Origin of the sequence: Streptomyces sp. NPDC005263 (assembly GCF_042872365.1) — a bacterium.
GTDB lineage: Bacteria > Actinomycetota > Actinomycetes > Streptomycetales > Streptomycetaceae > Streptomyces.
This window is the reverse complement of sequence record NZ_JBIAKJ010000005.1, coordinates 385,682-405,620: the sequence shown is the minus strand read 5'-3', so window position 1 is coordinate 405,620 and position 19,939 is coordinate 385,682. Positions and strand designations below refer to the sequence as shown.

Genomic DNA, 19,939 nt, shown 5'->3' with positions numbered 1-19,939 from the left:
GCAGGAGAGGGAGGCAAGGGGAAGGAGGAGGGGAAGCGGCGGACGAGGAACCCGGGGCGGGGGCTCAGGAGGTGGGCAGCCAGACGCGCATGCTGCCGTCCTGGCGGTTGGCCCACGCGTAGTAGGGGATCGCGGTCAGTTCGCAGGGGTCGTCGGTCGCAGGCGTGTCGGCGGTCTCCGTCGCCCGGTACGGCCACCAGCCGGCGTCGGGCAGGTGCCGCCTTCGGCCCGCGGCGACGACCGTGGTGACACCGCCGAGCAGATCCGGGCGGTGCTTCACGGAGAGCGGGCGGGTGGTGTCGATGGCGATGTCGTCGAGGCCGCCGCCGGGGTGGTCGACCTGCTCCAGGCAGTACACGAGCGGCCCGCGTTCGATCGCCACACATCCGCGCACCGCGTCCACCCGGGGGTCGGCCGTGGTGAGACGGGGTTCCAAGCCGAGTTCGAGGACGACCTGGTCGCCGGGTGCCCAGGTGCGTTCCAGCCGCAGCCACCCGTTGTCGACGGGCGCGTCGGTCTGGTCGTACGTCGTGTCCCCGGCCCGGACCCGGTACTCCCGGCACCAGCGCGGGATGCGCAGGGAGAGCGTCCAGGGCCTTTCCCGCGGGGTCTCGTCGACGGTGAGAGCGATGGTGCCGTGCCAGGGGTAGTCGGTCTCGGCGCTGACGACGACCGGCGTCCCGTCGATGTCGGCCGAGTAGCTGCCGGTGACGTACTGGTGGATCTGCAGGCCGTTGCCGTCACCGCCGGCGAGGTAGTGCTCCAGCGAGGCCAGCAGCCGCATGACGTTGGGTGGGCAGCAGGCGCAGCGGAACCAGCGGGTGCGGCGGGCCGACTGGTCGCCGCCGGGGTCGGTGTGGCCGTCGCGGACCTGGAGGGGGTTGACGTACAGCCAGCGTTCGCCGTCCAGGGAGACCCCGGCCAGGAAGCCGTTGTACAGGGTGCGTTCGATCAGGTCGGAGTAGCGGGCCTCGCCGGTCAGCAGGGCCATGCGCCAGCTCCACTGGATCGAGGCGATGGCGGCGCAGGTCTCGCAGTAGGCACGCTCGTTGGGCAGCTCGTACGGGTCGCCGAAGTCCTCCTGGTCGTGGTGGGAGCCGAGGCCGCCGGTCAGATGGGTCTTGGTGGTGGTCATGGCGTGCCACAACCGCTCGGCGGCTGCGCGGAGTTCGCCCTCGCCGGTCTCGGTGGCGAGGTCGGCCGCCGCGGCCAGCAGATAGAGCTGCCGTACGGCGTGACCCTCCACGTTCGTCGCCTCCCGCAAGGGCACCCGGTCCTGGCAGTACGCCTCGCCGCCGAGCAGACCGTGGCCGTGCCGGTCGACGAAGTAGGCGGCGAGGTCGAGGTAGCGGCGCTCGCCGGTCTCCCGGTACAGCTCGACCAGCGCGGTCTCCACCTCGGGGTGGCCGTCGATGCCGTCGATGGGCTTGCCGCTGCCGGGCGGGCCGAAGACCGAGTCGACGTGGTCGGCGAACTTCCGTGCCACGTCGAGGAGTTCGGTCCGTCCGGTGGCCCGGTGGTGGGCGACCGCGGCCTGGATCAGATGCCCCGCGCAGTACAGCTCGTGGCCCCAGCGCAGATCCTGGAACCGTTCGCCGTTCCCGCGGAGCTGGAACCAGGTGTTGAGGTAGCCGTCGGGCTGCTGGGCGGCGGCGACCACGGCGATGATCCGCTCGATGTCGTCGGCGAGCCGTTCGGCCTGCGGGCCGCCCTCGCCGGGCGCCCACTGGGCGAGTTGCCAGGCCGCCGCCTCCAGCCACTTGTAGACGTCCGAGTCCACGAACGGGTACGCGCCCCGGAACTCGCCCTCAGCCGTGCCCCCCAGCACCCGCAGGTTGTGCAGATTGCCCGCGGACTCCAGCAGCCCGGGGCCCTGCGGTACCGAGATCCGCGCGTTCACCTCACGACGTGCGTCCCAGAAACCGCCGCGCACCTCAACGGCGGCGGGGGTGAGCGCGGCCGCGGCACCCGGGCCGAGACGGACCGGACCGATGGGCGTACGGCCCCGTTCGGGCGAAGCCGGGAACCCGGGGGAGGGCACGGCGGAACGTGTGAGGGGCATGGCTCTCCGAAGAAGTCAGTGGCGGGGCGGACGGGGCTGGGCGGCCGATGTCGTGGCGCCCAGGAACGCGGCAGGCGATGTTCCGCCTCCCAGACCCGCTTGAGCAAACGTTTTTCTGCCCGAAACGTAGAGAGACGGCGAGCGTGAGTCAAGATGTGTGTCGGATTTTTTCCGCGCCTCACCAGGGCTGGTCGGCGCTCGTGGACCATGCGGGGATGCCCATCGTGGACGCCGCCTAGGAAAAGGGTTGCTCGCGGGGGCGGGCGAGCCGGTGGCCGCGCGACGCGCTCCCTGTGGGCGCCCCTATAGGCGGGGAGGTGGCGCGGGCGCCTGCCCCGGTCGGGTGCTTGCCGCGGTCGGGCGCCTGCGCCCTTCACCCGGGCGAGGCCGGCCCCCGCTCGGTCCCGGCTCGCTCGGGCCGCTCGGCCCGGTCCACGCCGCGCGGTCCAAAGATGGCGCGTCGCCCGCGCCTTCCGCCCGAGCGAGCCCAGCCCGCTCGGCCTCGCCCCGCCACCCGGCCCGCCCGGCTGGTCCGTTCGGCCCGACCCACTCCGTACCACTCCGTCCAGCCCGCCCGTCCGTCCCGAAGAAGGCGATGCGGACGAAGGGTTGTTTCCGGCCATGCGTGCGCGTATAAATAAGCAACTTTCTTTCTTACAGAGCGCAGACGCGAGACGAGGGCACCGTGACCCGCCGTTATCCAGCAGGCCCGCAGCGATTGCTGCGTTCGCTCAACGGCCGAGCCGTGCTGGAGGCGATCGACGACGCGGGCCCGGTCACGACCACCGACCTGGCCGGGCGGATCCCGCTGTCCCGGCCCACGGTGGCCGCCGCGGTCGGGCTGCTGCTGGAGCGCGGGGTGATCACCGAGGTGGGCCCGGCGACGGGCCGCAAGGGACCGGCCCCCGCGCAGTACCGCGTGAACGCCGACTGCGCCTTCGCGATCGGCGTGGATGTCGGGCACCGCAGGATCCGCGCCGCGGTCGCCGACGTCACCGGCCGGGTACGGGGGCGGGCCGAGTCGGAGCAGCACGGTGAGCGGGGTGCTGACGCGCTCGTCCAGCAGGTCCTGGACATGTGCGTGGACCTGGCCGAGCAGGTGGGCCGACCGCTGCGGGACATCACCCAGGTCGTCGCGGGCCTGCCCGCCGCGGTCGGCTCGGACGGACGCCACCTGTCGTACGCCGCCGGACTGCCCGACGCCGGGCGGGGGATCGGTGAGGCGCTCGGCCGGGCGATGCCGGTGCCGTTGGTCCTGGAGAACGACGTGAATCTCGCCGCGCTGGCCGAGCGGACCCATGGATGCGGTACCGACACCGACGACTTCGTCCTGGTCAGCCTGGGTGTCGGACTCGGCCTCGGGCTGGTCGTGGACGGCCGGGTCCGACGGGGTGCCACGGGCGTGGCCGGAGAAGCCGGCTATCTGCCCAGTGACCGCATGGTCGCGCCGGTCGGACAGCGCCGGGACCTCGTGCAGGAACATCTGGGCGCGCGCTACATCAGCGAGCGGGCCCAGCGGCTCGGACTGCCCGGTGACGGCAGCCCGCGCACCGTCTTCGACCTCGCCCGCGCCGGCGACCCGGGCGCGCTGGAGATCGTGGACGACACGGCCCGCAGCGTCGCCTACGTGGTGGCCTGCGTCGTACCCCTCATCGACCCGGCACTCATCGTGCTGGGTGGCGCCATCGGCGCCAACGGCGACCTGCTGCTCGAACCGGTCGCCCGTCATCTGGCCGATTTCAGTACGTTCCGGCCGCCCCTCGTCGTCTCGGGCCTCGGTCCGGACGCCGTACTCACCGGAGCCACGACCATGTCGTCGAAGCTGGCCAGGGAGGCCGCCTTCGCCGCCGCCACCACTCCCGTCCCCCAGGCAGAGTCACCGTCGTCCCTGCCCTGACGCACCACGTACCGCCGTGTTCCACCAACACCGCGGCGACGCCGTCTTGCCGGACAGCGCCGCCGCTCAGGGTCACCGGGCGTTGTCGCGCCCGATCGACCGACGACCGATCCGTCACCCAGGGAATCCCGTCTCCGAGGAAGGACGATCAGTGTTCAAACCTATCACCGGGGCCGCGGCCGTCACGGCTGCCGGCGTGCTGTTGCTGGCCGGCTGCACGTCATCCGGGCCGGCCTCCTCACAACCCGACTCCGCCATCTCGCCGGGCGCCTCGCACAAGGACACCACCGTCACGGTCTGGACGTTCAACCACCTCCCCAACGAGGTGGCGGCGTTCAAGGCGACCCTGAACCGGCTGCACACCAAGTACCCGTGGCTGACGGTGAAGTTCGTGCCCAACAAGGATGACGCCGCCTACGCGAAGGCGGTCGCCGCGGGCAACCCGCCCGATGTCTTCATCAGCTCCACGCCCGACAACGTGGCGAAGTTCTGCTACAACGGCACGGTCGCCGACCTCGGCCCCTACCTGACCTCGGCCAAGATAGACACGGCCAAGACCTTCCCGCCCGCGACCCTCGTCTACACCCGCTACCAGAGCAAGCAGTGCGCGCTGCCGCTGCTGACCGACGCGTTCGCGCTCTACTACAACAAGAAGATGTTCGCCGCGGCCGGCATCACCAAGCCCCCCACGACGCTCGCCGAACTGACCGCGGACGCCAAGAAGTTGACGGTCAAGAACGCGGACGGCTCCATCAAGACCTTTGGCTTCGTCCCCCGCTCCGACTACGACGTCAACCGGTACCTCTTCGTCGGAGCGCACAGCGGCACCGACTTCTACGGCAAGGACGGCACCACGACCTTCGCCTCCGACCCCAAGTGGCAGCGGATGCTCACCTGGGACCAGGACCTCATCGACTACTACGGCAAGGCGAACGTGCAGAAGTTCGTGGGCCGTTACCAGCCGCACGCGGACGACGCGGGCAACCCGCTGCTGACCGGCGCCGCGGCCATGGAGTACGACGGCGAGTGGCACGTCGGCGAGATCGCCACGGAGAAGAAGGACTTCGACTACGGCGTGGTGCCGATGCCGGTCCTGGACGGATCCTCGGGCACCTACGGCGCGGGCGCCACGCTCGGCACCGTCGCCTATCTGTCCGCGGGCTCCCAGCACAAGCAGGAGGCGTTCTTCGCGCTCCAGCAGCTCACCACCGACACCACGTTCCTGAACACCCTCGCGGACACCGTCTACAACGTGCCGACCACGTTCGCCGCGCTCAAGGCCTGGGACAAGGCGGACGACCCGCACTGGAAGCCGTTCGTCGACATCTTCCAGAACCCGCACTCCTCCTACAAGACACTCACCCCGGCGGGCATCGAGGACATGGACACCTGGCGCGCCTTCCTCCTCGACTACGAGCAGGGCAAGGTGAAGGACGCGGCCGGCGGACTCGCCGGGGTCGGGAAGAAGATCGACGGCCTCAACTCCGACAGCGGGCAGTAGAGATGACGACCGTTCTCGCCCCCGTGGGCGACGCCCCGGGCACGGCGCACCCGCGCCCTGCCCGGGGCGGGCGGCGCCGCCCGAGCAGAGCCCGCTGGTGGGTCGTCCTCGCCTTCCTGTCCCCGTTCGTCATCGGGTTCGCCGTTTTCGTGCTCTACCCGGTGCTCGCCACGCTCTACTACTCGCTCACCGACTTCCAGGCCGGCTCCTACCGGCCGGTGCGGTTCGTCGGCCTGCGCAACTACCGCACCCTGTTCGGTCAGTCCGACACCTTCTGGGTGGCCGTACGCAACACGCTGTGGATGGTCGTCGTCATGGTGCCGCTGCGCACCGCCTGGGCCATGCTCGCCGCCTGGGTGATCATCCGGGTCAAGCGCGGCCGGGCCGTGTACCGCACGCTGTTCTTCCTGCCGTCGATGGTGCCGGTCGTGGCCGCCGCGCTGTCGTTCATCGTGCTGCTCAACCCCGTCGGACCGCTCAACCGGCTGCTCGCCCTCGTCGGCGTCAACGGCCCCGGATGGTTCTCGGACCCCGCCTGGTCCAAGCCCAGCCTCGTCATGATGGCGCTGTGGGCCAGCGGCAACGTGATGGTCATCTTCTCCGCCGCCATGCTCGACGTGCCGCGCGAGCTGTACGAGGCCGCCGAACTCGACGGCGCGGGCGCGCTGCAGAAGTTCCGCAGCGTCACCCTCCCGGCGATCTCCCCGGTCATCTTCTTCGCCCTGCTCACCGGAATGATCTACACCTTCCAGTACTTCACCGAGGCGTTCGTCGCCTCCAGCTCCGCGAACGCCACATCGTCCAGCAACGACCTGATCGGCTACCCCGCCAACTCGCTCCTGTTCTACTCCACGGAGCTGTACCGGCAGGGCTTCGCCTACTTCAAGACCGGCTACGCCTCCGCCATGGCCTGGCTGCTGTTCCTGGTCATCTTCGCGGCGACCGTGGTCTTCATCCGCGCCTCGCGCCGCTTCGTGCACCACGCGGGCGGTGGCCGATGAGCACCCTCGACCTGACGAAACGTCAACCCCGTAGCGGGCGGCGCCTGTTGTACCTGCTGGCCGAGCACGCGCCGGCGGTCGCGATCGCGCTGTGCTTCGTGCTGCCGCTGACCATCGGCGTGCTCACCGCGTTCATGACCCAGCACCAGGCCGGCACCGGCTCGCTGTGGCCCTCGCCCTGGGAGTTCGGCAACTTCCGCAAGGTCTTCTCGGCCATGCCGTTCGGCCGCGACCTGCTCAACACGATGCTGTACGCCGGACTGTCCACGGTGGGCGTCGTCATCTCCTCGGTCCCCGTGGCCTACGCGCTGGCCCGGCTGCGGTGGCGTGGCAGGGAAGGCGTCTTCCTGGTGGTCCTCGCCGCGATGATGATCCCGGCGCAGGTCACCAGCCTTCCCCTGTACGTCATGTACGCGCACGTCGGCTGGGTGGGCACCCTCAAACCGCTCATCGTGCCGTCCTTCTTCGGCGACGCTTTCAGCATCTTCCTGCTGCGCCAGTTCTTCCTGACCATCCCCGACGAGTTCACCGAGGCGGCCCGGGTCGACGGCGCGGGGGAACTGCGCATCCTGTGGCGGGTCCTGATCCCGATGGCCAAGCCCGCGATCGCCGCCGTGGGGCTCTTCGCGTTCCTGTACGCGTGGAACGACTTCTACAACCCGCTGCTCTACACGGGCAACAGCGACACCGGCCAGACCCTCGCGGTGGCCCTCAGCCAGCTCGCGAAGGACGGGCACCAGAACGCCTACGAGCTGCAGATGGCGGCCTCGCTGATGTTCCTGCTGCCCGTCCTGGTGCTGTTCTTCCTGGCACAGAAGGTCTTCGTCGAGGGCATCGCGCTGACCGGCGTCAAGGGCTGAACCTCCCCCCACGCACACTCCAGGAGCACGATGAAGATCACCGTTGTCGGCGGTGGCAGTACCTACACACCCGAACTGATCGAGGGTTTCGCCCGGCGTGCCGGTGTGCTGCCCGTCGACGAACTCGTCCTGCACGACATCGACGCCGAACGGCTGGCCGTGATCGGCGGCCTGTCCCGCCGTATCCTCGCCCGGCACGGCTTCCCCGGCCGTCTGACCACCACGAACGACCTGGCCCAGGCGGTCGACGGAGCGGCCGCGGTGCTCGTCCAACTCCGCGTGGGCGGGCAGGCGGCCCGCCTGGTGGACGAGACCCTGCCCAACCGGTTCGGCCTGCTCGGGCAGGAGACCACCGGCCCCGGCGGTTTCGCGAAGGCCCTGCGCACGGTGCCGGTGGTGCTCGACATCGCCGCCGAAGTACGCCGCCGCGCCCAGCCCGGCGCCTGGATCGTCGACTTCACCAACCCGGTCGGCATCGTCACCCGCGCCCTGCTGGACGCCGGACACCGCGCCGTCGGCCTGTGCAATGTGGCGATCAAGTTCCAGCGGCAGCTGGCCGCCCGCCTCGGCACCGAGCCCGACCGGGTACGGCTGGGCCACGCCGGCCTCAATCACCTGTCCTGGATCCGCTCGGTCACCGTGGACGGCGTGGACCGCCTGCCGGAACTCCTGAGCGGCGACACGCTCGACGAACTCGCGGAGCAGACCCGCGTCCCCGCCGGGGCACTGCGCGACCTCGGTGCCATCCCCTCGTACTACCTCCACTACTTCTACTGCACGGACGACGAGGTCCGGGCCCAGCAGAGCGGAACGCACCGCGCCACCCAAGTCCTCTCCATCGAAAGGGAGTTGCTGACCCTCTACGCGGACCCCCACCTGGACCGCAAACCCGACCTGCTGGAGCAGCGGGGCGGGGCCTACTACAGCGAAGCCGCGGCCGCCCTGGTCACCAGCCTGCTCACCGGCGACGGCGCCCACCACTACGTGAACGTGCGCAACGACGGAGTCCTGCCCGGCCTGCCGGACGAAGCCGTGGTCGAAGTGCCGGCCCACGTCGACACCGCCGGGCCGCATCCGGTCCCCGTGCCACCCCTGCCGCCCGAGATGCTCGGACTCGTCCAGGCGGTCACCGCCTACGAGACCCTCACCGTCGAGGCCGCCCTGACCGGCGACCGGACGGTGGCCCGGCGCGCCCTGATCGCCAACCCGCTGGTACGCGAATGGGCCCGCGCGGACACGCTGCTCGACGCGCTGCTGGAGGCCAACCGGCCCCATCTGCCCCGGTTCTTCACGAGCGAGGCCGCCGATGCCTGACCTCGTGGTGGGCGTCGACGGGGGAAACTCCAAGACCGATCTCATCCTCGCGGACACCGAGGGACGGCTGCTGTCCTGGGTGCGGGGCCCGGGTACCCGTCCGCACACCGAGGGCATGCAGACCACCACCGAACGGCTCGCCCACCTGGTGCGCCACGCGCTGGCGGAGGCCGGCCTCCCCGACACGACCCCGGTCTCCGCCGGCGCGTACTTCCTCGCCAACGTCGACCGCCGGGCCCAGGAACGCCTGGCACTACGGCAGTTGACCCGACTGGGCGTGGCCCGGAGGACTGTCGTGCGCAACGACACCCTCGCGGTGCTGCTGGCCGGAGCACCGGACGGCTGGGGAGTGGCGGTGGTGTCCGGCGCCGGCATCAACGCGGCCGCGGTCCATCCGGGGGGCCGCTCGGCCCGCTTCCTCTCCCTCGGCGACATCACCGGGGACTGGGGCGGCGGGCTCGCCGTGGCCCGCGCGGGCCTGGGGGCCGCCGTACGCGCGGGCGACGGACGCGGACCGGCGACCCGGCTGCGGCAGAACCTGCCGGGTCACTTCGGCCTGGACAGCGTCGAGTTGGTCGCCCTGGCCGTCAGCGGCGGCGACATACCGGTGACCGCCCTGCACGGCCTGGCACCCCTGGTCTTCGCGACCGCCGCCGACGGCGACGCCGTGGCGCGGGGCATCGTGGAACGCCTCGGCGACGAGATCGTCGTCATGGTGACCGCCCTGCTGCGCCGGCTCCGCCTCCTGCGCACCCCGACACCGGTGGTCCTCGGCGGCGGCACCCTGCAGAACGACCAGGTACTGCTGCGGGACCACATCACCGCCCGCCTCGCCACCGAGGCACCGATGGCCAGGCCCCGGGTACTCGATGTCCCTCCGGTCGCGGGCGCCCTGAGGGAGGCCCTCCTGACCGCGGGCGCCCCGGCCGCCGTACAGCACCACCTACGCGCGGACATCGCCGACCGGAAGCCGCCGCCGCTGCTCACGGGGACCGGCGAGGACTCGCCGCCGGTGGGGTAGGGGAGGACCGTGCGGGAACAAGTAATATGGCCCCGCCCAACGGCGGGGCCATATGTGTGACCCTGATGCTGGAACGATCATTGAGTGACAGCGCCATTGCCGTCGCTATCCGCTCTGCGCCGCCAGTGCACGGAGTCGAGACGGGCGGTGAGGGCGAAGGGGTGCTCGGGTCCAAGGACCCGAATCAGGTCGGGTAGCACCTGATCGTAGATCCGGGCCGCACTGGTCGCGTCACCGGCCTGGCCATGCCAATAGGCAAGATTTGCACGGGTAGCGAGGCAGTCGGGGTGGTCCTCGCCCAGAACTCGCACCTGGTGCGGTAACAGAACCTCCAGGGCCGCGATGGCGCCGTTCGCGTCCTCGGTTTCCTGCTGCCAGTGGGCAAGGTTTGTGCGGATCGTAAGCGTTTCACCGTGGTCAGGGCCGAACACCCGCTCGTACACGGGAAGCAGTTCCGTGAAGCCCTCGACCCCGATGACCGGATCCCCTGCGTGCGCCGTCCAGTGAACAATTTCGGCGCGGGTCACGACGGTTTCACGATGCTCAGGTCCGTGAGAGGCATCCTGATCGCACCGGAGAGCGCGGAGCACGTCGACCGCGGCGACCGCGTCCCCGGCCTGACCCAGCAAACGGCCATGAGTGAGACGCGCGGTGGAAGTCTCAGGATGATCAGCTCCCAGCACCTTCACCATCAGGGGAATGAGGCCCGCCAGGGCGGTCGCTGCGCCCGCCGCGTCCCCGGCTTCGCCTTGCCAGTGGGAGATGGCGAAGCGCGTGGTGAGAGTGTCGGGGTGCTCAGGCCCAAGTACCCTTGCGCGGTCCGACAGAACACGTTCCAGTTCGGCCGCGGCCGTGGCCACTTCCCCGATCTCGCCACGGGCCCAGGCCAGTTCGTGCCGAGTGGTGAGGGTGTCGGGATGCTCCGCCCCGAGAGCACGCGTCTGCCTGGGCAACAGGCCTTCGAGTTCGCGGACCGCCTCGGCGGGGTCCCCGGCTCGACCCTGCCACACACCCAGGTTGTGCAGGGCGTTCAAAAAGTGAGGATCATTGTGATCCGTCAAGCAGACCATGTCCGCCAGCAGCTCCCGGAACTCCTCAACCGCTCCGGCCGCGTCCCCGGCCTGGCCCCGTCTGCGGGCGATCTCGTGGCGAATCACCAGGGTGTCCGCGTCACAGTGCCCCAGGACGTGAACCATGTCCGGCAGGAGCTCCTGCAAGGTTCGGGCCGCCTCCTCCACATCCCCGGATTGCCCCTGCCAAAAGGCCAGTCCTGCCCGGATGCTGAGAGCGACCGGATCGTCGGAGCCCAGAGCTCTCACCGCCATGGGTACAAGTTCCTCGAAGGCTCGTTTCGCCCCAGTCACATCCCCGGCCCGGCCTCGACACCGGGCATGATTGGCGCGAGCAGCAAGAGCCTGGGGGTGGCTCGAGCCCAAGCTTGCGACCGCGGTCCGCTCAAGTCGGGCGAAGTATTCCCCGGCAGCCGTGAACTGCCCTGCCGCGCCGAGACTGAGGCCGCACCGAAAGAGCACATCATGCCCCTGCGGGACCCACAGAGCACTGGTGGAGTCCCTGTATTCCAGGGCCAGCGTGCAGGCCCGCAACCGTGCGGCCTCCTGTTGGTCGTGTTCGGCCGCGGGCCAGGCCGCGACCAGTGCGTCCGCGGCGGTGTGGGCAAGCCGGGCATGCCCATCGACCGAGACACGGTCGCGGATGGCACGTTGTAGCAGCTGGTGGATGCGGGCCGAGCCACCACGGGTGTGGTCCACCAGGCTCAACCGGTGCAGTGCCCGCAATGCCTCCACCGCCTCTTTCGCAGTGACGGGCACGGGCTGTCCCTGCCTCCGACGTCGGCCCCACGGCCACCGTGTCCTGCCTTCGGACGCGCCACTGGCACCTGTGGCGGCCGCACGTCGGTCGCCGAGGTACCTCAGAGCGGGCTCACTGGTGAGGACGTTCTCGGGGATGCCGTTGGAGTCCATCATGGCGGTCAGAGCGAGCATGGGGCCGGCCAGACCGCCTGGGCGCAGGGTGTCGGCGCGATCGATGGACAGGGACCAGACGGCGGCCAACGGGATGGCCTGGCTGTCGGGCAGTGTGTCGGGTGTGATCTCGGTGAGTTTGGTGGCACGGTCGGCCAACAGGCCGCGGTAGCCGGCTACGTCGTGGCCGCTGTCGGCCATGTAGGCGGCGGCCTGGGCCAAGGCCAGCGGAAGGTGTCCGAGATCGTCTGCCAGGGCGCGGAGTTCGGCGCCGGCTTCCTCGTGGCCGGGCATGGCATCGATGAGATACGCGAGGGCTTCTTCCTCACTGAACTGCCCGACCTCGATCATGCGGCTGCCGTTCGAGGCGAGGGCGGCGTCCCGGCGACGGGTGGTGACCAGAGTGCGGCCTTGGGGGCTGGCGGGCGGCCACAGGTCGTCCAGGTCGGTCGGGTCAGCGACGTCGTCCAGGACGATAAGCCACCGGCACCGAGCTGCCCCGGCCTTCGGGGTCAGCCAGGCCAGGAAGGAAGCCGCGGCCTTCTCACTGTCGTTGGGATCGCCCCGACACAATTCGACGCCGGCCTGCCCGTAGGCGGACACGATTGCCTGGCGGCTGCTCGCGGTGACCCACACCAGGACGTCCAACGCGCCCGTTTCGCTGGTGTCCTGCCAAGCGGTGCGGGCGTAGTGGGCGGCGAGCTGGGTCTTGCCCACTCCGCCCATGCCGGTCAGCATCTGAGTGAGGACTCCGGTGCCGCCGTTGTCGACTGTCTGCTTCAGCTGGTCCGCCCCAGCCCGATTCTGGAAAGAACGCGCCAGGCGTGGGATCACCCCGACCTGGTGTGGCCTGGGGGCCGGTTCCTGAGGCGCGCGCTGCTGCATGGACAGTGCGCCGATGTAGCCGCTGTTGGCGACCGCGCTCCCGCTGGCGGTCGTCCGCCCAGTCTGGGATACAAAGGTCGGGCCACCAACATCTCCACCGGCTCCCTGGGCGGGGCCCAGGTAGCCGCTGACCGCGCTTCCTCCCGAACGGGCCGTAGCGTCCCCGGTGCCGCTCAGGGTGATCTTCCCGGTCGCTTCACCGGTTTCGTGTCGGTGCTTGTCCGGCCGTGCCATGTGAGCTTTCCCCCGGTCCTGCGAACTGTTCCCCTGCCGAGCAGGGAAGCTGTGGTCGACGCCACTGATGGTGTCGCTGTCGTCCCCACTGGCAGCCTCGCTGTCCCAGCCATGACGTCCGCGCCTCTGCCGCCGGCCCCTACGGAAGTCAGCCAGATCGTGCACGGCCCTTCCTCTTCCGAAGCATGGTGAGCCGGTCACGAATCGTTGCTGTGAAACGGTGTTGCTTCCCCAGCACTCGTGCCGCGTCCGTCACCGTCTGCTCGTAGAGGGTGATGGCGCGCCGAAGATCTCCCGTCATTTCCACAGTGACAGCGAGATTGCCACGCGCGGTCACAGTGTCCGGGTGGTCTTCACCCAGGAGCCGGATCCTCTCTGCCAGGTTGTGCTCAAACACTGCACCGGCACGTTCCACCTCTCCCATCGACCGAAGCACGGATGCGTAGCCCCCACGCGCCCTCAGGGTGTCCGGATGGTCCCGACCCAGTACCCGTATCGTGTGATTCAGGTTCTGCTCGGACATGGAGGCGGCCCCCTGCGAATCCCCCGACGACTCCAGGGCGTAGACAAGGTGGTTGCGCAGGCTCAAGGTTTCCTGGTGATCCTCACCCAATACCCGCACTGAATCTTCCAGGACCTTCGTGAAAAGGGAGACGGCAAGTGGCAGGTCTTTCTCTGACCATGCGATCACCGCGAGACCAGCACGCGCCTTCAGGGTGATCCGGTGATCCTCGCCCAGCACCTGCGGGGCGAGGTCCAGGTTCTGCTCGAACAAGGAGGCCGCACGCCGTAAATCGTACGTTGACTGGTAGGTATAGGCGAGGTTGTTGCGATAAGCGAGGGTGGACGGATCGTCCTGTCCCAACAGGCGCTCCGCATCCGCCAAGACCCGCTCGAGTAGCGGGACAGCGTTCTGCAGATCCCCCGCCGACCGGTAGGCAGAAGCCAGGTTGTTCCGCGCAGCCAGGGTGTCGGGGTGGTCTTCGCCCAGTTCTCGAACGGAATAGGAGAGGGCGCGCTGCACATGTCTGGTGGCGCGGGCTGTCAGTCCTTGGTTCTCGAGGAATCCTCCAGCACCAGTGAGCACGGCTTCGGTGGCGGCGGTGTCCGTGATCTCTGCGGCATGGTCGGCCAAGGCGTCAATGTGGGGCAGAAGGGCGCGCCAGCGTGGCCAAGTGTCCGGGTCCTCGAAGTCATTGGGCTGGGCGGCACTCAGGAGAGCGGTGGCGCGGTTGCGGGCTTGGGCGATGAGGTCGGGGGTGCGGTGGGGGATGTCGGTGTCCGGAGTGCGAGCGACGCCTTGGACCAAGCGGTGGATGGCGAGAGTGCCGACGGCTGGGTCGGGAGCGATCATGCTGTACGTGGACAACAGTCCCAGGGCCGTGCTGAGCGTGGCCGGGTCGGCGAAGCCGTCGAGCAGGCTGACGGGAATGTGCTCGGGGGCGTACCAGGCCAGAGTGCGCAACAGGTCGGCGGCCTGGGGCTGGAGGCTGTTGATTCGGTCGAGAGTGATGTTCCAGATTCGGTCGATGGTGTGTTCGGCCCGAGCGGTGGCGGCGCCGTGGCGGTACATCATCGCTGGGCTCTCGGCCAGAAGCTGCAGGTAGGCGCGTGGTGTGATGAACGGGTTCTGCGCCAGATAGGCGGCGGCCTGTTGGACGGCGATGGGCAGGTGCCCCAGTTCTTCGCACAGTTCGACGGCACCGTCCATATCCCGGGGGCCGGCTCCTGTGACGATGTCCGCAAGCAAAGTGAGGGACTCGTCCGGTTCCAGGATGCCGAGAGGAACCAGGGTGGCGGCGTCGCTCCACACAGTGGCAAGCCGGCTCGTGATGAGGAACCGGCCACCGGGGGCCCGGGCGATGAGGCGGGCAATGTCGGCAGGGTCGTTCACGTTGTCGAGAATGAGCAGCCAGCCATGATGAGTGCTCAGCCATTCCAGGGCGTACTCGGCCAACGCCTCGACCGGCATAGCTCTGGCGAGGGGAAGCTGCAAGGCGGTGGCAAAGTCGGCAAGCCCCTGTTGAACGCTGCCGAAGCTGTCTGCGGTGATCCAACGGATCGGTGCGTGGCCGTGGGCACGGTTCGCGGCCCAGTAGGCGGCGAGGGAGCTCTTGCCAATCCCTCCCAGCCCGTGCACGGCCTGTACAAGGGCGGTGCCCGGTCTGCGTAAGGCGGCGTCGAGGCGGTCGAGTTCGCCCTCGCGACCGACGAAGTGTGGAGGCAGGTAGGGCAGATCGTCCAGGCCAGGCCGGGCGTCCACCTCGGCCGGGGGCCGTAGTGCCTCCAGCGGCACGTTCAGGTTGAGGTTGTAGATACCGGAGACGGCGACGCCTCCGGGGTGGGCTGTGGCATTCCCGCTCTGGAGCACTTCCTGCCAAGTGCCCTGCTGGTCCGAAGCGGTCATTGGTTCACGATGCCGCTCACGGCACTCGAGCCGGTCCCGGTCGCCTCGGCGTCCCCGGTGTTCAGCACTTTTGCGGGGCCTGGGAGGCTACTCCCCACGCGCTTGACGCCTGAGACCGCACTTCCGCCGTCGAGGGCGACGGCCTTGCCCGTGCCGATCGCCACATCGCCGGTCGCGGCGGCGACGAACGCCAGGAGTTCGCGCAGTTCATCAGCCGTGCGTGCCAGTTCCGGACCGTCGATACTCTGCAGCAGGCCCTCGAAGCGTCCTTGCCACACTCCTTCGTGACGCAGCCGGACCGCGGCAGTATCTACCGCGTCATGCGAGGTAAGGGCTTCCGCAGTGAGGTCAAGTCGTGCGAGTTCGGCCTGTTCGCGGGCGCTGTCACCACGGCTCAGCATCCTCCCGGCCCGCGTGCGGAGCCCGTTCCACGCATCTGTTCCCGCGGCCTGAACGACCGCCGCCCCACTCGCCGCTGCCAACGCGGTGATCGTTTCAACCAGCATGCGCCTACACTCTCCGCTCCATGGACGGATCGACCGTGGTTCTGAATCTACTGAGCGATACGTCCCATAATCATCGAAAGTTTTTAAATGGCGCTCTTTCGGGCAATTAATTTGAGGAGCGGTCAAAATACGACTACTTCGACTCACAAAATCTGATCTGGCCGGCCTGCCTCACGGCCACGTCCGCTGAGTCACCACCCCGTACGAGGACCCGCCCCCAGAGCCCTCGTACGGGCTGCCGCCGCCCGCGAAGCCCCCGGCCCCCTACTGCACGAGCTCCCAGTCCTGTGAGCCGTCCGTGGCCGCGTTCTGCAAGGTCAGCGGTGCTCCGTCGGACGCGCCGGTCAGGTACAGGCTGGTGTTCTTGACCGACTGGAGCTTGTAGAACCCGTCGCTGGTCCTGACCAGGTTCCAGCTGCCGGTGGTGCTGTTGTCGACCCACTGCCCGATGCGTTGTCCGGCCGTCGCGTTCCCCGTCCAGATGGCCGCCGCACGGCCGCCCGACTTGTTCAGCAGGGTCGTGCCGCCGTTCGGCTCGGTCACCACGTGCCAGTACTGGGTGTCCGGGTTCGCCGCCGAGCCGGGCTCCTCCAGGCGGACGTCGGGAACGTCTCCGTTGCCGATGTTCGCGTCGTTGGTCTTGTTCCCGGTGCCGATCACCTGGTCGGTCCTGCGGTTGACCAACTGGTAGTAGGCGCCGTCCGAGTGCCCGAGGTCGACCTCGCCATAGGCGATCGTGGAGGTGCCCTGGTTGTTGAGGATCGCGATGCGGCCGGTGCCCTCGACGTACTGCAGGTCGCGGCTGTAACCCGCCGGCGAGGTCGTCTGGTACTCCTTCCATGTGCCGTCGCAGCGTCCGCTCTCGTTGACCCAGACGTTGCCACTGCCGGCCGCGTTGTACACCAGGCGGCCACCGGGAAGCCTGATGAGGACCGGACTCCCGCCTGTAGCGAGGGTGTGGGAACCGGTGTCGAGCGGCAACGTGGTGACGGCCGTGCCCGTGGCGGAGCCGGTGTAGAACTTCAGCGGGTCGTCCGCGAGCAGGTACTTGGTGTTGACTCCGCCGCCCCAGTACTCGAAGGTCAGCAGCCACTTGCCGTCGGTCGTGCGGACGACGTTCGCCATGCCCGGCCGTCCGCCACCGATCTCCGTCTTGCCGCCGCCCATGTTCTGGGTCAGTCCGGCCACGTCGACGACGGGGGCGCTCCACTGCGCGCTGCGGCCGTCCCAGGTCCTGTGGGCGAGGATCTGGCCCTGGGAGTCCGTGGCGGTGTCGTTGGCGGGGTCCAGCGTCGGCACGCCCGTGGTCGCGTTGAAGCCGGTGTAGTCGTTCTCGTCGGAGTAGTAGCAGACGAGTCGGCCCTTGTAGACCATCAGGTACGGCTCCCAGACGGGGTCCACCTGCTTGTTGGTGTTCGCGGCGGCGATGTTCTGGCCGGTCGCGCCCGCGCTGCCGCCCTGCCAGCCGCCCGTGGTGACGACGTTGACGACCTTCCACGTCGCGCCCTCGTCGGTGCTGGAGTACAGGGCGATCGCCAGGTCCTTGCGGTCGCCGTCGTTGGACGGCGTCCAGTTCGGGTCGGCCGCCTTGTGCTCCGTGTAGTAGTAGTCGTCGCCCGACACGACACTCGCCAGGAGCAAGGTGCCCTGCTTCAGGTTCCCGACGTCCTGCGGAAGCGTGTACAGGTACGGGTTGGTCCAGTTGCTCGTGTACTTCGCGTACTGGGGGTCGTTGGACAGGTACGCGGGAGCCTTGACCTCGGACAGCGGCTGCCACGACGTTCCGTGGTCGTCGCTCTTGTAGACGGGGAGGGTCTGCTGGTCGGCGCTGCCCGTCGCCGGCACCACCGTGGACTTCTCGAACGACGCGACCAGACGTCCGCTCGGCAGTTGCGCCGACTTCGGGTAGACGGCGCAGTTGCCCCGCCCCTTCAGGCACGGTTCGTTTCCGAGCTGGTAGAGGATCCCGCCCGTCGGGTTGTACGCGTGCGCGCTGCCCATCGGCATCGCCAGCATCGCTGACGCGGCGACGAAGGTTCCCAGCGCTTTCCCTGCTCTTCTTCTCTGCATAGCCCCTCCTCGGGGGGATGACCACGGTGGTGGCGGTCAGGGGTCGGATCAGGCGACGAACACGCGGACGTCCCAGGCGCCGAGGTCCAGCGGCGTCCCCGCGGGGTGGGATGTGCCGCTCAGGGCGTCACGGAGGTCCACCGGGGCGGGGATGCTCGCGGGTTCCCAGCTCCAGTTGTGCACGATGTGGACGCGGCGGCCGTCGGGGGAGGTGCCGGTCGTCGCGGTGACGGGTTCCGGGAGGTCCTGCCACGCGCTGCGGGCGGCTGGTGCCATCCAGGCGGCCAGTGCCCGGGCGAGGTCCCGGCCGGGTACGGTGCCGACGGTGGTGACGCGGCCGGAGCCGTGGCGGCGGGTGGTGACCGCGGGCCAGCGGCCGAAGTGGGGGTGGTCGTAGGTGGCGAGCACCTCGGCGTCGGCGACGGTCAGGCCGTCCGCCCAGCTGGTCGCCGTCGCGCCCTCGGGCAGGTCGAGCGGTCCGCCGGACACCGACCGCACGGGGACCGGGTGCGCGAGGTTGCTGAACTCGTCGTAGTGGACACCCGCTGCCTCCACCAGTCGCCCGGGGGCCTGTTCCTGCCGGGCCCGGGCCTCGTGGTCGGCGTAGCCGGTGCGCGGACCGAGGACCAGATGGCCGCCCGCCCGCGCGTACGCCGCCAGCCAGTCGAGCGTCGCGTCGGCGGCGATGTACAACGCCGGGACGACGAGGATCGGGTGGCGGCCGACCGCCTCCTCCGGCGTCAGGCCGTCCCGTTCCCCGGTCGGGTCGTGCAGCTGACGGGCGTGGACGATGCGGACCTGACGGCCCGCGTCGAAGGCGCCGCGGTAGAGCGGGTCGAAGACGCGGTGGTAGGCCTCGGGGTCGGGTTCGCCGTCGGGGGTCGCGAGCGGCGGGTACTTCTGCATGAGCCACTTGCTCGGCGTCGAGTACACCATCGTGATGTCGGCGTCCGGTTCGAGCCCTGCGACGAGTTCCCCTGCCGCTTCGAACTCGGCGCCCAGACGGGCGAGTTCGGCGTAGGTGCGGCCGGGCTGCCCGGTGTGGGGCAGGACGCCGCCCCAGTAGGTCTCCGCGCCGAAGTGCAGCGTGTTCCAGTGCCAGTACTCGATCATGCGGGCCCCGCGACCGACCAGCGCCCAGGCCGCCTGCCGCCACTGGCCGTCGTAGGCGGGGCGGTTGTCCCACGGCATGCCGATGGAGCCGGCGTTGGTCTCGGTGACGAGGAAGGGCTCCTGGCGGGAGGAGAACATCCAGTCGGCGCTCTGGTACAGGGCCCAGACGCCGGTGGTCTGCCAGCTCTGCCGGTGGTCGTCGGGCGTGGGGTCGGGCAGCAGCAGATCGTCCTGCATGCCGTAGTACGGGTTGCCGGACGCGATGTCGAGGCGGTCGGTCAGCTCGTCGTCCTCCACCCCGGGGCGCTTGTAGGAGATGCAGGTGGTGACGAAGTGCTCGGGGCGGGTGTACTCGCGGACGAGGTCGGCCTGCCAGCCGATGAACTCGGTGACCTGGCGGGCCTGGAACTCCCGCCAGGCGACGTCGTACTGAGGCTGCGCGTTGCCGTCCGGGGTCCACAGGTCCGCCCACGTCGACAGCCGGTGCGACCAGTAGACGAGGCCCCACTCACGGTTGAGGGTCTCCACGTCGCCGTACTTGGCACGCAGGTGGTCCACGAAGCGCTGGAAGACACCGTGGTTGTGGAAGAGCTCCAGACCGGGTTCGTTGTCCACCTGGAAGCCGATGACCGCGGGGTGAGCGGCGTACCGGGCGGCGATCTTGCGGATGATCCGCTCGGCGTGGAACCGGAACGCGGGGTGGGTGAAGTCGACCTCCTGACGGGCGCCCCAGCCGATGCGCTCGCCGGTGCGCCGCTCGCCGGTGATCTCCGGGTACTGGCGGGCCATCCACGGTGGGACGGCGTACGTCGGGGTGCCGAGGACGACGGAGATGCCGCGTTCGTGGGCGCCGTCGAGGACGGGCTGGAGCCAGTCGAGATCGAAGCGTCCGTTCTCGGGCTCCCAGGTGGACCAGACGGACTCGCCGACCCTGATGACGGTGACATGCGCGTCAGCCATGAGGTCGAGGTCGGTCTTGAGGCGTTCGTCGGGGTGTTCGGTGCCGTAGGGCGGCCGGTACTCGTGGTAGTACGCGGCGCCGAACAGGACGCGGGCAGGCAGGGCCGCCATGAAGGAAACCTCCGG

At 69.5% G+C, this 19,939-nt stretch carries 12 protein-coding genes; 6 read left to right on the top strand and 6 right to left on the bottom strand.

The genetic code is table 11. From position 1 onward, the window contains the following. Window positions 1-64 precede the first annotated feature (64 nt). On the bottom strand, window positions 65-2,062 hold the full coding sequence (locus ACFYRY_RS24420; RefSeq protein ID WP_389149348.1) for a glycoside hydrolase family 127 protein: 1,998 nt from the start codon (window positions 2,060-2,062) through the stop codon (window positions 65-67). A 685-nt stretch (window positions 2,063-2,747) separates the two neighbouring features. On the opposite strand from ACFYRY_RS24420, the gene ACFYRY_RS24415 reads away from it, so the two are divergent. The 6 genes from ACFYRY_RS24415 (at window position 2,748) to ACFYRY_RS24390 (ending at window position 9,656) form a co-directional block, all read left to right on the top strand. Then, window positions 2,748-3,959, top strand: a complete 1,212-nt coding sequence (locus tag ACFYRY_RS24415) for an ROK family transcriptional regulator (RefSeq protein ID WP_389149345.1) — start codon at window positions 2,748-2,750, stop codon at window positions 3,957-3,959. A gap of 151 nt (window positions 3,960-4,110) precedes the next feature. Beyond that, complete coding sequence (locus ACFYRY_RS24410; RefSeq protein ID WP_389149342.1) at window positions 4,111-5,460, top strand: ABC transporter substrate-binding protein; 1,350 nt, start codon at window positions 4,111-4,113, stop codon at window positions 5,458-5,460. 2 nt (window positions 5,461-5,462) lie between these two features. Continuing rightward, window positions 5,463-6,461, top strand: coding sequence for a carbohydrate ABC transporter permease (locus ACFYRY_RS24405; RefSeq protein WP_389149339.1), 999 nt, complete (start codon window positions 5,463-5,465; stop codon window positions 6,459-6,461). After that, window positions 6,458-7,321, top strand: a complete 864-nt coding sequence (locus tag ACFYRY_RS24400; RefSeq protein WP_389149336.1) for a carbohydrate ABC transporter permease — start codon at window positions 6,458-6,460, stop codon at window positions 7,319-7,321. Before ACFYRY_RS24405 ends, ACFYRY_RS24400 begins: the two co-directional genes overlap by 4 nt. A 30-nt stretch (window positions 7,322-7,351) precedes the next feature. After that, on the top strand, window positions 7,352-8,635 hold the full coding sequence (locus tag ACFYRY_RS24395; protein ID WP_389149333.1) for a 6-phospho-beta-glucosidase: 1,284 nt from the start codon (window positions 7,352-7,354) through the stop codon (window positions 8,633-8,635). After that, a complete protein-coding gene (locus tag ACFYRY_RS24390; protein ID WP_389149330.1) occupies window positions 8,628-9,656 on the top strand; it encodes an N-acetylglucosamine kinase in 1,029 nt (342 codons plus the stop codon). The genes ACFYRY_RS24395 and ACFYRY_RS24390 overlap by 8 nt, the downstream gene beginning before the upstream one ends. A gap of 77 nt (window positions 9,657-9,733) precedes the next feature. On the opposite strand, the gene ACFYRY_RS24385 is transcribed toward ACFYRY_RS24390, so the two are convergent. The 5 genes from ACFYRY_RS24385 to ACFYRY_RS24365 all read right to left on the bottom strand — a co-directional run bounded on the left by ACFYRY_RS24385 (window position 9,734) and on the right by ACFYRY_RS24365 (window position 19,924). Next, complete coding sequence (locus ACFYRY_RS24385; RefSeq protein WP_389149327.1) at window positions 9,734-12,757, bottom strand: tetratricopeptide repeat protein; 3,024 nt, start codon at window positions 12,755-12,757, stop codon at window positions 9,734-9,736. Window positions 12,758-12,905: 148 nt separating this feature from the next. Beyond that, window positions 12,906-15,164: an FxSxx-COOH system tetratricopeptide repeat protein gene (gene fxsT, locus ACFYRY_RS24380; protein ID WP_389149324.1), complete on the bottom strand. Its 2,259-nt coding sequence runs from the start codon at window positions 15,162-15,164 to the stop codon at window positions 12,906-12,908. Continuing rightward, window positions 15,161-15,670 (bottom strand): hypothetical protein, encoded by a 510-nt coding sequence (locus ACFYRY_RS24375; RefSeq protein WP_389149321.1) that lies wholly within the window; start codon window positions 15,668-15,670, stop codon window positions 15,161-15,163. Before ACFYRY_RS24375 ends, fxsT begins: the two co-directional genes overlap by 4 nt. 264 nt (window positions 15,671-15,934) lie before the next feature. Next, entirely contained in the window at window positions 15,935-17,740 is a 1,806-nt protein-coding gene (locus ACFYRY_RS24370; RefSeq protein ID WP_389149318.1) for an RICIN domain-containing protein, read from the bottom strand. A gap of 48 nt (window positions 17,741-17,788) precedes the next feature. Next, entirely contained in the window at window positions 17,789-19,924 is a 2,136-nt protein-coding gene (locus ACFYRY_RS24365) for a beta-galactosidase (protein WP_389149315.1), read from the bottom strand. Window positions 19,925-19,939: the final 15 nt, after the last annotated feature.

What these genes read in the sequence shown, in the direction of transcription:
- ACFYRY_RS24420 (WP_389149348.1), bottom strand. Translation starts at nt 2,062, where the DNA reads ATGCCCCTCACACGTTCCGCCGTGCCCTCCCCCGGGTTCCCGGCTTCG.
- ACFYRY_RS24405 (WP_389149339.1), top strand. Translation starts at nt 5,463, where the DNA reads ATGACGACCGTTCTCGCCCCCGTGGGCGACGCCCCGGGCACGGCGCAC.
- ACFYRY_RS24400 (WP_389149336.1), top strand. Translation starts at nt 6,458, where the DNA reads ATGAGCACCCTCGACCTGACGAAACGTCAACCCCGTAGCGGGCGGCGC.
- ACFYRY_RS24395 (WP_389149333.1), top strand. Translation starts at nt 7,352, where the DNA reads ATGAAGATCACCGTTGTCGGCGGTGGCAGTACCTACACACCCGAACTG.
- ACFYRY_RS24390 (WP_389149330.1), top strand. Translation starts at nt 8,628, where the DNA reads ATGCCTGACCTCGTGGTGGGCGTCGACGGGGGAAACTCCAAGACCGAT.
- ACFYRY_RS24385 (WP_389149327.1), bottom strand. Translation starts at nt 12,757, where the DNA reads ATGGCACGGCCGGACAAGCACCGACACGAAACCGGTGAAGCGACCGGG.
- fxsT (WP_389149324.1), bottom strand. Translation starts at nt 15,164, where the DNA reads ATGACCGCTTCGGACCAGCAGGGCACTTGGCAGGAAGTGCTCCAGAGC.
- ACFYRY_RS24375 (WP_389149321.1), bottom strand. Translation starts at nt 15,670, where the DNA reads ATGCTGGTTGAAACGATCACCGCGTTGGCAGCGGCGAGTGGGGCGGCG.
- ACFYRY_RS24370 (WP_389149318.1), bottom strand. Translation starts at nt 17,740, where the DNA reads ATGCAGAGAAGAAGAGCAGGGAAAGCGCTGGGAACCTTCGTCGCCGCG.
- ACFYRY_RS24365 (WP_389149315.1), bottom strand. Translation starts at nt 19,924, where the DNA reads ATGGCGGCCCTGCCTGCCCGCGTCCTGTTCGGCGCCGCGTACTACCAC.